The following is a 10417-nucleotide window of genomic DNA, read 5'->3' as shown; positions in this document are numbered from 1 at the left end:
CCGCCCTGCCGAGGTTGACATGCTGCTGGGCTGCCCAAAGAAGGCCGAGACGCAGCTGGGTTGGCATCGAGAGGTGAACTTCGAGGGGCTTGTGGAGAGCATGGTACGCACCGACCTCGACCGTGCCGCGCGCGGTGTGCTCGATTCCCAGTAGAAACGGCACCTGCGCTTTTGAACAGCCATCCGAGCATAGGCAACACCCCCTAAAAAGAGGACATCCACTCTCATGACCGCCGATTCGCAAAAGCCGACCATCATCTGCCTCACGCCGGTGCGAAATGAGGCATGGATTCTGGAGCGGTTCTTGGCAAGCGCCAGCCTGTGGGCCGATCATATTGTACTTGCCGATCAGTGCTCGGATGATGGCTCTCGCGAAATCGCCCTACGCTTCCCTAAGGTTACCCTCATAGATAACAACTCTCCACAGTATGATGAAGGGGCGCGACAACGTCTGCTTCTGAACGAGGCTCGAAAAATTCCGGGCAGGCGATTACTTTTCGCCCTTGATGCGGATGAGGCTCTGACGGCCAATTGGCCTCAGAGTGATGAATGGGTAGATGCATGGGGAGCGCCGGAAGGCGCGGCGATCTTTATGGATTGGGCGAACATCTACCCTGGATTTGAACAGTGCTGGATTCCTCCATATCCTATTCCGTATGGCTTTATGGACGATGGAGCCGAACATGATGGAGAGAGGATTCATAGCACCCGATTACCCCAGCCTCAAGGTTGTCAACGAATAATATGGAAAGCGACCAAGCTCCTCCACTTCCAATATATCAACTGGGAGCGGATGAAAAGTAAGCAGCGGTGGTATCAGGCATGGGAGCGCTTAAATTTCCCCTCAAAACGTCCGATCACCATCTATCGTCAGTACCATCATATGGATGCCAGAGACCCCAGAGAGATGCATCCGGTACAAAAGGAGTGGCTGGAGGGCTACGAACGGCAAGGGATTGATTGGAAGGCGCTGCAAGAGGAATCGAAGGCACCTTACTACTGGTGGGATGAAGAGATCGTGACGATGTTGCTGGAGCACGGCACGCGCAAATTCCGCAAAATAGACCTGTGGGACGTAGATTGGGAGGAAAAGGCGCGCGCGATGGGGCGCGAGGTGGCACCCGGGCTTTTGGCCGACCCAAGAAGCGCCTTCGAGAAGAGGGTGCACCGTTGGCTGGCGGCTACACAAGGGCGTCGAAATGATCGCAAGGTTCGCCTCGTGCAGCGCGCACTTCGGCTCTTCGGTTGGTGAGACTGCCAATCTCGCGGTTCTAGAGCAAGTTAGCAGCGTGAGCTTATCTTGTTCGCCCCCTATCCCTTCCTTTCGTCTTGCAGACGGCGCAGCAGCGGCCAGAGAAAGAGAGGATTAAGGGAATGAAACAGGCCGCTGAGTTGCCCACCGTGAGGTGCTCCTCTCCCAAATTGGGGGAGGGGGAGGACGCCCTGCCCCAGAAAATCTTGCGATTTTCTGGGGACCCCTGTGTCGGCCTTGAGGGGCGGGGGGGGTGGGGGTTTGTAGGGGTGAGACTGACAGTCTCATGGTTCTAGAGGCAATTTGTCCAGCAAGCCTGCCTTGTTCGCCCCCTATCCCATCCTTTCCCCCGATTCGGGAGAAAGGGGCGGTTATGGTTGGTTTCCGAAGGAAAGGTTATCATAAGAGATTGCCAATAACCTTATTGGTCTCCCCTCTTCCTGACAGGGGGAGGGGCGGGGGGTGGGGGCTGTAGAAGCAGACGGCGCAGCAGCGGCCAGAGAAAGAGACGATTACGTAAACTGTGCTGGCCGCTGAGGTGCTCACCGCGAGGTGCCTCTCTCCCCGCCTTTTGGCTTGCAGATAGAGAGGTATGTGGGAAGGAATGGAGGGAGGATATGCTACACTAAAAATAGAGGGAGTTAGGATGAAAAAGATTCTGGTGACGGGTTCGTCTGGTTTGATCGGTTCGGAGGTCTGCACCTACTTTGCCCATGAGGGCTGGGAGGTGCACGGGGCCGATAACAATGCGCGGGCCCTTTTTTTCGGCCCCCAAGGCGATACACGCTGGAACCAGCAGCGGCTGCAAAGGGAACTGCCCAACTTTATTCATCATGAGCTGGACGTCCGTAACAGGCAGGGGGTTTTGGAGCTAATGGAGACCTTACGGCCGGATGCCATTGTGCATACGGCTGCCCAACCCTCGCACGATTTGGCAGCCCGCATGCCCTTTGAGGATTTCGATACCAACGCCGTAGGCACGATGAACTTGCTAGAGGCGGCCCGCCGTTTCTGCCCCGAAGCGCCCTTCGTGCATATGTCTACCAACAAGGTCTACGGTGACGCGCCCAACGAACTTCCCCTTAAAGAGCTGGAGACTCGTTGGGAGTACGCCCGACCCGAAGATTACGATGGCATTACCGAACAGATGCGCATTGACCAGAGCAAGCACTCCCTTTTCGGCGCCTCAAAAGTGGCCGCCGACATTATGGTGCAGGAGTACGGCCGCTACTTCGGCATGGGCACCTGCTGCCTGCGCGGCGGTTGCCTTACCGGGCCAAACCACTCCGGTGTGGAGCTGCACGGCTTTTTGAGCTATCTCATTAAATGCAATTTGGAAGGGCGCAAATACACCATTTACGGCTATAAAGGCAAACAGGTGCGCGATAACATCCACTCCTACGATGTGGCCCGCTTCATTCACGCCTTTATCCGCAATCCTCGGTGTGGAGAGGTTTATAACCTTGGTGGGGGCCGAGGGAATAGCTGCTCTATTCTTGAGGCCTTCCAGATGGCCGAGGCCGTGTCCGGCAAGAAGATGGTGTATGAGTATGTGGATAAAAATCGTGAGGGCGATCATATCTGCTATATCAGCAACCTCTCCAAAATGCGAGCGCACTATCCCGAATGGAACATCTCTAAAAGCCTTGCCGACATCTTTGAAGAGATTCATGCCTCGTGGGTGGAGCGCCTGAAGGCCTCCGCTTCCCGCTGAGAAGAGCCTTTTGGCCTAAAAACAACTGCTGATCCTGTGCCGAGAACCCCCCTTTAAACCGTATCAAAACTAATGGGTGGAGTCGGCGACCACTCCCTAACTGAGATGATTTGCCTTCATCGTTGTGACATGACCGTGAGTTTGTGGCATAGGCAAGGGGGCGTTTGGGTGTTTTGCTGAACTCCCCGAAACTCGTGAAGGGCTGCTCTCCAATCGGGTCGTGGACAGGGTTGATGGTGAATAGTTTTTTGGAGGAGATCGGGTAGGGAATGGCGAAAGGAAATCTATCATGGCAGCTAGCTCTGGACGTATTGTGTGCCCGCGTTGCGGCGCTAACAACTTCGATACCGCTTCCTTTTGTTGGAAGTGCCAATCGCCGCTTTCAGGGGTCGCTCCGGCTATGGGGAACCCGCCCCCACGTGCCGGCACGGCAGAGGCCGGGCGCGCCTATGTGCCTCTAACCCCTTTGGCCGGGGATGAAGGAATGGCCAAGCGGGCGGCATTGTGGCTGGCCATTACGCTGCCCTACGTGGGGTTGCCCATCGGGTGGGCGTTCATGATGATGAGCGACAACCGTCAGCGCCAGCAGATCGGCAAGTTCTGCGTCCTCTGGAGCTGTGTTGCCATGATATTTCATCTCCTGCTGCTCTTTGTGGGGCTTCAGTCGCTTACCTCCATGCTCTCCAGCTTGCCTTCTCTCATCCACAGCCTGCAGGGCGCCAATGGTGGGGGCCTCGGCGGGGGGCTTGGCGGGAATTAAGCCTGAGGAAAGTAGCTGCATTTACCAAAACTAACAATGTAAACCCAGTTTGCCCGTTCGGAGAAGCGAAGTTTGAAAACCTCAGAGCACAGCTCAACCCCGCCCGCAAGCCAAAAAACAACCGGCGACGTTGCCCCTGTGGCCGTGGTGGTTGCCGACAACGAGCGCCTGCCCAAACGTGCATCCAAAAAGGAAGCTTTGGAGGCCGTGCTGCGGGCCGATGCGGAACATGCACGACGTATGGCCGGAAGCGCCCGCGAAACGCTCGATCAACTGGTGGAACATCTCTCGCAGCCCTGCTTTGCCTTCGATAGGTCGGGAAAGATCGTGTGCTGGAACCGTTCCTTGGCCGCGATAACCGGCCTGACCCCGCAACAAGCGCTGGAATGCGCCTGTACCTCTGTGTTGCATCAACAGGTTTTGCAGCGCCTTGAGATGGAAGGACTGTTTCGGGCCGGTACGCCGGTGCTGGCGCGGTTGAAAGCACCTCGCTGTATCGAGGGAGCGGTGAAGGTGGCCGAGAAGTTCACGGCGCAGCGGCTCCAGCTTATTCCCCTGCACCATGTCCCCAACTGCGTCGAAATGGTTTTTGTGCTGATGGAACCCCTGCCCCATCATGAAAGTGGACGTTAAGGCGCTCGCTGCGCTCTGCTTTCATGGCCTGCTTGACCTTGTCTATCCTCCAAAGTGTCTGCTATGTGGCGACTTGTTGCCCGATGGAGCGCTCTGCGCCACCTGCATCGCCTCGTTTGAAACCCTGCAGCCTCCGTTTTGCGTTCGGTGTGGCGCGCCCACACTAAGGGCCTCGAGCTGGTGTCCACGATGTGCTGCCGGTCAAGTGCCGGCATGGGAATGGTCGTATGCATTCGGGCGTTATAGCGGAGGCCTTCGGGATGCGATCCACCGGTTGAAGTACGGGGGGCGCACCTCGTTGGCGGCTCCCTTAGCCCATCTTTTGGGCAGCTCCTTCGATGCCGAAACGATCCCCGAGGAAGCACCCCAGGCCGGCGATTTCGCCTTCGATATCGTGGTGCCGGTTCCGCTTCATCCCAAGCGTTTGCGCCAACGAGGGTACAACCAATCGGAGCGAATCGCCTACTATCTTGCTAAAGAAAAAGGCTGGCGATTAGAGACCCGTGGCCTAAGGCGCGTGAAATTTGCCGGCCCTCAAACCCGGTTGGGAGCGACTGCCCGACGGGAGAACGTGGTAGGCGCTTTTGAGGTAACCGAGCCGAAGCGGTTTAGGGGGCTTTCCGTGGCCTTGGTAGACGATGTTATCACTACTGGGTCTACCTTAGGCGAAATCGCCAAGCTATTGAAGCAGTCCGGGGCGACGCGCATATGGGCGCTTGCCGTTGCACGCGACTAGACCTTTAATTAGAAAACTCGATCTGCCGCATCTGGATGATCTGGATGATGGCATTACCGAGCGACTGCTTCAACTGTTCAAGGGAAGTTCCTTGCGCTTGTGCATCGGCCTGGGTCAGAAAGAGCGTGTTGCGCAGCATAATGCCCTCCCCGTTTGGGGCATAATGGATTTCGTAAGCTTGTAGGCCGCTATCCAGAAGCTGATCGAGCTTGGTGGCGAGGGCGACGGCTCGGTCATGCGCCGATTCTCCATCGAGGCCCACCACACTGCAGACCACGATGCCCTTCACGCTAATTTGCGCTAGATCGTCGTTGCCCTTCTTAATGTCGGTAACATTGGCGCGCCAGGCCGGGTCGGCTGTGGTGATGCTAAGCGGAATGTGAAGGCTTTCTAGCAGGTGTTTGGCGGCCTCTACGCGTTGCGGGGTAGGGGGGTGATCGCGCAAAATGCCTAACTCCTGTGGGGTTTCTGTGTTGGCCAGGCGACTCATAAAGGTATACATGGCAGCGGGGTCGAAGTGCGTGTGGGTAAGGAGCAGAATGGAGTAGTGGTCGGCATCCTCTTCGGCGTGCACCGAATAGCCGTTCATGCGTGCAACTTGATAGAGCTGCGAGCCGTTGGCCAGGAAGAAGCCGGCCCCGGCGGTGCTGTTGTCGCCAAAATGCCCGGCGATGATCATGCCGATGGCGGCCAACTGCAACGGGGTGAGGATGTTTTGAAGTTTGCCCTGCTCGTGCAGCAGTTTGAGGATGTGATGGTGCATAACGTGCCCCATTTCGTGGGCCAGCACGGCGGCCAGTTCGTCATCGGAGTGAACGAAATCCATTAGGCCTTTATCCACAAAAACAAAGCCGCCGGGATAGGAGTAGGCGTTCACATCCTTGTTATCTACCAGATAGAAGGAAAATTTAAAGGGTTTGAAATTAGGGTAGCCCCAGAGCGCCGGAATGGGGTAGCGATCGGCGACGTTGGCCAGCTCTTGGCCTATTTTCTGGAGGCGCTCATACTCCGGGCCGGAGGTAATGAGCTTAAGCTGCTTCATGTCCTGTTGCGCGGCCTCTTTTCCCAGCTTCACCTCCGGATCGGTGTCGGGGGTATAGGTGATGGGGCCGCTCTCAGGCGTTGAGCCGGGCTTTGCCGTGGTGGTTGATGTTTGGGCATAGCCAGGGCGAACCCACAGCAAGCTGGCAACAAAAGCAATAAGGCCGATAAGGCGCAGGGTTCCCTTCGTCAGAAAATCGCACGATTTTCTGGGAGCACCGGCCTTGGCTTTGAGGGGAAGGCGGCTTACTTTAGACCAAAAACGGCCTCTATCATCCGAATCGCTCATTTTGTACAACCTTTCGCCTGCGAGGGCGCATTTTCCTATCTACACAATACCCTACTTTAATAGACGTTTTTTACCCCTTTTTCGTATCCATCAAGTTTTTAACCCACCTCTCCCTCTGATAGAGAAGAGGAGACTAGCAAGCTCACTCTCAGTTTGTTCTGACTACAAACCCCTTAGTTAACCCTTCAAACGGCAAGTCGTTTGGAGAGCACAAGCTTGCTTCCCCCTAGCTCAGCTCGCTCTGCCAACTTGCTCTAGAGCTGGAAACTAACCATAATCGCCCCCTTTCTCCCGAATCTGGGGAAAGGAAGGGATAGGGGGCGAACAAGGCAGGCTTGCTTTGCACATTGCCTCTAGAACCGCGAGATTGGTAGTCTTACCAGCCCCCCCGCCCCTCCCCCAATTTGGGAGAGGGGAGACCAGTAAGTTCATTGGCAGTCTCACCGGCCCCACCCCCCTCGAGGCCGGCGCCCGTCCCCGCAGAGCTGGTGGGAATGGAAACTCAAGATTTCTCGCCTTCGGCTCGAAATGACACTTGCTTATCTCACCGGCTCTTCAAGGCCGATACAGGGGTCCCCAGAAAATCGCAAGATTTTCTGGGGAAAGGCGCCCTCCGCCTCAGCGGCCTGAGAGATTCTCGTTGATCGCCTCTTCCCCTGGCCGCTGCGTTGCTGTCTGCTAAGACCGCTGCGTTGCTGTCCGCGAGGACGGATAGGTGGCGAACGAGATAGGCTTGCTGCGCGAACTGTATCTAGAACCGTGAGGTTGTCGGCCCTCACCCCCTTGGAAAGGATGAGAACTTCTCTTCAGCTTTTTAGGGCAGGTATACTTTGTTATTCGCATGGGAAGGAAGTTAAAACCTATTGTGCGCATTGTAAACGTAGCCGAGATCGGTTTTGAACAGGCCTGTGCCGCCGTACGACGCACCACCTTGCAAGACAATCCGGAGGTCGAGCGGGTGGTGCGCGAAATAATCGAACGGGTGCGCACAGAAGGCGACGCGGCGCTTTTAGAGCTAGGGCGTCGGTTCGATTCCCCTCAATTGACCTCGCTCGCAGTGCCCACGGAGGCGCTGCAACAGGCGCTTCATGGACTACCCCCTGCGCTTCGAGCGGCTCTGGAGCAGGCAGCACGCCATATCATTACCTTCCACGAGCACCAGAAACGTACAAGCTGGATGGACGCCCGACTCGGTTGGGTGACCGGCCAACTGATACGTCCGTTGGATCGGGTTGGTATCTATGTGCCCGGAGGAACGGCCGCCTATCCGTCCACCGTCCTGATGACCGCCCTACCCGCACGGGTCGCCGGTGTGAAGGAGCTTGTTCTCTGCTCGCCGGCACAGAAGGAGGGCAGCATCTCGCCTCTTGTCCTCGCAGCTGCCGCTTTGGCAGGAGTGGATAGGGTTTTTGCCGTAGGAGGAGCGCAGGCTGTGGCCGCAATGGCCTATGGCACTCAAACGGTGCCCGCGGTAGATAAGATTGTGGGGCCGGGGAATGTGTGGGTGAACACTGCCAAAAAGCTGCTTTGGGGAGTGGTAGATATAGACATGTTGGCCGGCCCTAGCGAGGTGTGCATTGTGGGCGATGAGGGGGCCAACCCTACCTTCGTCGCGCTCGATATCCTCACCCAGTTAGAGCACGATCCGGCCTGTGCCGGCTATCTCATCACCCCCTCCGCCTCTCTGGCGGCTGCCGTGGCTTCCGAGATAGAGCGGCAGCTGGAACAGCTTCCGCGTAGCCTCATTCTTCGGCAGGCGTTGGAGCATAACAGTCTCCTGCTTGTTGCCGAAACGATGGAGCAGGCCATCGCGCTGGCCAACGCCTGCGCCCCAGAGCATCTCGCGCTCATGGTGCGCGAGCCTCTGGCGCTGTTGGGCGCGGTGAAAAACGCAGGGGCGGTGCTGTTGGGGGACTACACGCCCCAGACACTTGGGGATTATATGGCCGGCCCCAGCCATACGCTGCCCACCAGTGGCACGGCACGCTATGCCTCTCCCCTTCACGTGGAGACTTTTCTCAAGCGAACTAGTGTGATCTACGCAACACCTGAAACCTTGAACCCCCTTATTCCCTCCCTCGCTCTGCTGGCGCGCGCCGAAGGGTTTGAAACCCATGCGCGGGCCGCCGAGGCGCGACAGGAGCAGACCCAATGAGTGCACCCCGTAAGGCCACCCTACACCGTAAAACTGCAGAAACCGATATACATATTGAGATCGCTCTTGATGCCGAAGGGCGCTTCGAGGGCACCACAGGCGTGGGCTTTTTCGACCACATGCTGGCCCATATCGCTCGGCATAGCCTGATGAACCTTACCGTGCAAGCCCACGGCGACCTGCATATTGACGACCACCATACGGTGGAGGATACTGGCATCGTGCTGGGGCAGGCACTGGCTCAGGCTTTGGGCGATCGCAGCGGCCTCGTTCGCATGGGGCACGCCATTGTGCCGATGGATGAGGCGCTTGTGTTATGCGCCATTGACATCAGCGGAAGAGGCCACCTAAGCTGGGAACTGCAGCTCACCACGCCGCATTTGGGTGACTTCACCACCGAGATGGTGCCGGAGTTCTTTCGCGCGGTGGCCATGCACGCGGGATGGACAATCCATATTCGCCAAATGGCGGGAAGCAACACCCACCACATTATTGAGGCAACCTTTAAGGCGTTTGGGCGAGCGCTTGCCCAGGCCTGCAACGTAGACCCTAGGGTGAAAGGCGTGCCCTCGACCAAGGGAGTGCTGTAGACAGGCCGCGCCGCAAGGCGAATAGGCAGGAGGGTTTGACTATGAAGAACGAGGAAGAGAGGGGCGTCGGTTTGGAGTGGGAAGAGACTGCCCACAGACAGAGTGTTATCGTGCGCGTTTTGTTATTGATCGCGCTGCTCTTTGCCCTGATCGGTGCTGTACGCTGGGCGATCCATATCACCAATGCCAATGCCAAACAGGTCTCTGGAAACCTCCTTCAGATCGAAAAGAAACTATCCACTCCGAGTCCGAGCTTATCGGGGCCTATCGTACAGGTCAACTCCGGTCACTAGACATGGGCTTATCGCTATATGCCAAAAAGTAGAGGGCGAACAAGGCAGGCCTGCTTTGCGAACTGCCTCTAGAACCGTGAGATTGGCAGTCTCTGCAGCCTCTCCCCAACCCTCCCCCTATCAGGGAAAGGGGCACCTCCCTGTGGACACCTCAGCGGCCTGTTTTATTCTCTTAATCATCTATCTCTCTGGCCGCTGCATCGCCGTGCGCTAGCACCTCCCGAATCGGGGGAAAGGAAGGGATAGAGGGCGAGCAAGATAAGCTTACTTTGGTGACTTGCTCTAGAACCGATTGCATGATGGGCAGGTAATCATAAGGGGTAACCTCAAGGGTACCCCCTACAGCCCCACCCCCAACTTGAGAGAGGAAAAGCCAGCGCCCCCCTATGAAGGCTAAGTTTTCGCGGATGCGGTCGGGCACAGACGGGGAAAGTATATGGATGGGAACGGTGGGACAAAAATTCTTTCCACATTCCCTTGACAAACACGCAAGAGCTGGTGTATATTATGCGGGCGTCTGGAGGGAGCCTGCAGTGATGTGGGCAAGCTTCAGATTGTCGGGCCCGACGCTTCCAACGGGAAACGCCGGGAAGCACAGTTCCTTAAGAATCGAGTCGCGTGTGACGGAGCAACGTCATGATACTTCCCCGTCAAGGGGAAGGGAATGACCTTGCGCCTTATAGAAACAGCCAGGTTTTTGCAAAACATCTCGAAGTCGAAGCTGGCTTTGTTGAGGGCGGCCATCTGGCCGGTAGGGCTTTTTATTAGCCTACTAGAAGATGGAAGCCCAAACAAAGAGTCGGCTTGACATAAGGTTTTTAACGGAGAGTTTGATCCTGGCTCAGGACGAACGCTAGCGGCGTGCCTAAGAAATGCAAGTCGAGCGGGAGGCACCTCGCAAGGGGTGTCTCTAGCGGCGAACGGTCGCGTAACGCGTAGGCAACCTGCCCTTCA

11 protein-coding genes and 1 rRNA gene are annotated in these 10417 nt (G+C 56.9%); 11 read left to right on the top strand and 1 reads right to left on the bottom strand.

The window, feature by feature from the left end:
- From VKV29_RS07700 to VKV29_RS07675, 6 genes are all read left to right on the top strand, one after another.
- On the top strand, positions 1–154 hold a 154-nt coding region (locus VKV29_RS07700; protein WP_324200727.1), incomplete at its 5' end, for a GDP-mannose 4,6-dehydratase.
- 72 nt (positions 155–226) lie between these two features.
- The gene (locus VKV29_RS07695; RefSeq protein WP_324200726.1) at positions 227–1252 is read left to right on the top strand and encodes a glycosyltransferase family 2 protein; all 1026 of its coding nucleotides are present in this window, start codon (positions 227–229) and stop codon (positions 1250–1252) included.
- Between the two features lie 646 nt (positions 1253–1898).
- Positions 1899–2966: an NAD-dependent epimerase/dehydratase family protein gene (locus VKV29_RS07690; RefSeq protein WP_324200725.1), complete on the top strand. Its 1068-nt coding sequence runs from the start codon at positions 1899–1901 to the stop codon at positions 2964–2966.
- Between the two features lie 289 nt (positions 2967–3255).
- Positions 3256–3726, top strand: a complete 471-nt coding sequence (locus VKV29_RS07685; protein ID WP_324200724.1) for a DUF7577 domain-containing protein — start codon at positions 3256–3258, stop codon at positions 3724–3726.
- A 72-nt stretch (positions 3727–3798) separates the two neighbouring features.
- Positions 3799–4359 carry a PAS domain-containing protein gene (locus tag VKV29_RS07680; RefSeq protein ID WP_324200723.1) on the top strand — a complete coding sequence of 187 codons (561 nt, stop codon included), beginning with the start codon at positions 3799–3801 and terminating at the stop codon, positions 4357–4359.
- Positions 4343–5095 carry a ComF family protein gene (locus tag VKV29_RS07675; RefSeq protein ID WP_324200722.1) on the top strand — a complete coding sequence of 251 codons (753 nt, stop codon included), beginning with the start codon at positions 4343–4345 and terminating at the stop codon, positions 5093–5095. The genes VKV29_RS07680 and VKV29_RS07675 overlap by 17 nt, the downstream gene beginning before the upstream one ends.
- A gap of 4 nt (positions 5096–5099) precedes the next feature.
- Here VKV29_RS07675 and VKV29_RS07670 read toward each other — a convergent pair whose 3' ends face one another.
- Entirely contained in the window at positions 5100–6425 is a 1326-nt protein-coding gene (locus VKV29_RS07670) for a M48 family metalloprotease (RefSeq protein WP_324200721.1), read from the bottom strand.
- An 865-nt stretch (positions 6426–7290) separates the two neighbouring features.
- On the opposite strand from VKV29_RS07670, the gene hisD reads away from it, so the two are divergent.
- The 5 genes from hisD to VKV29_RS07645 form a co-directional block, all read left to right on the top strand.
- Entirely contained in the window at positions 7291–8580 is a 1290-nt protein-coding gene (hisD, locus tag VKV29_RS07665; protein ID WP_324200720.1) for a histidinol dehydrogenase, read from the top strand.
- Positions 8577–9170, top strand: coding sequence for an imidazoleglycerol-phosphate dehydratase HisB (gene hisB, locus VKV29_RS07660; protein WP_324200719.1), 594 nt, complete (start codon positions 8577–8579; stop codon positions 9168–9170). Before hisD ends, hisB begins: the two co-directional genes overlap by 4 nt.
- Before the next feature lie 41 nt (positions 9171–9211).
- A complete protein-coding gene (locus tag VKV29_RS07655; protein WP_324200718.1) occupies positions 9212–9463 on the top strand; it encodes a hypothetical protein in 252 nt (83 codons plus the stop codon).
- Positions 9464–10127: 664 nt separating this feature from the next.
- Positions 10128–10271 (top strand): hypothetical protein, encoded by a 144-nt coding sequence (locus tag VKV29_RS07650; RefSeq protein ID WP_324200717.1) that lies wholly within the window; start codon positions 10128–10130, stop codon positions 10269–10271.
- A gap of 10 nt (positions 10272–10281) precedes the next feature.
- Positions 10282–10417, top strand: a 16S ribosomal RNA gene (locus VKV29_RS07645); the annotation flags it as partial.

It is taken from the genome of Chthonomonas sp. (assembly GCF_035294165.1).
In the GTDB taxonomy this organism is placed as follows: domain Bacteria; phylum Armatimonadota; class Chthonomonadetes; order Chthonomonadales; family Chthonomonadaceae; genus Chthonomonas.
Note: the sequence above shows the minus strand (reverse complement) of the source record. Positions and strands in the feature narration are given on the sequence as shown.

What these genes read in the sequence shown, in the direction of transcription:
- VKV29_RS07690 (WP_324200725.1), top strand. Translation starts at nt 1,899, where the DNA reads ATGAAAAAGATTCTGGTGACGGGTTCGTCTGGTTTGATCGGTTCGGAG.
- hisB (WP_324200719.1), top strand. Translation starts at nt 8,577, where the DNA reads ATGAGTGCACCCCGTAAGGCCACCCTACACCGTAAAACTGCAGAAACC.
- VKV29_RS07695 (WP_324200726.1), top strand. Translation starts at nt 227, where the DNA reads ATGACCGCCGATTCGCAAAAGCCGACCATCATCTGCCTCACGCCGGTG.
- VKV29_RS07655 (WP_324200718.1), top strand. Translation starts at nt 9,212, where the DNA reads ATGAAGAACGAGGAAGAGAGGGGCGTCGGTTTGGAGTGGGAAGAGACT.
- VKV29_RS07650 (WP_324200717.1), top strand. Translation starts at nt 10,128, where the DNA reads ATGACCTTGCGCCTTATAGAAACAGCCAGGTTTTTGCAAAACATCTCG.
- VKV29_RS07670 (WP_324200721.1), bottom strand. Translation starts at nt 6,425, where the DNA reads ATGAGCGATTCGGATGATAGAGGCCGTTTTTGGTCTAAAGTAAGCCGC.
- VKV29_RS07685 (WP_324200724.1), top strand. Translation starts at nt 3,256, where the DNA reads ATGGCAGCTAGCTCTGGACGTATTGTGTGCCCGCGTTGCGGCGCTAAC.
- VKV29_RS07675 (WP_324200722.1), top strand. Translation starts at nt 4,343, where the DNA reads ATGAAAGTGGACGTTAAGGCGCTCGCTGCGCTCTGCTTTCATGGCCTG.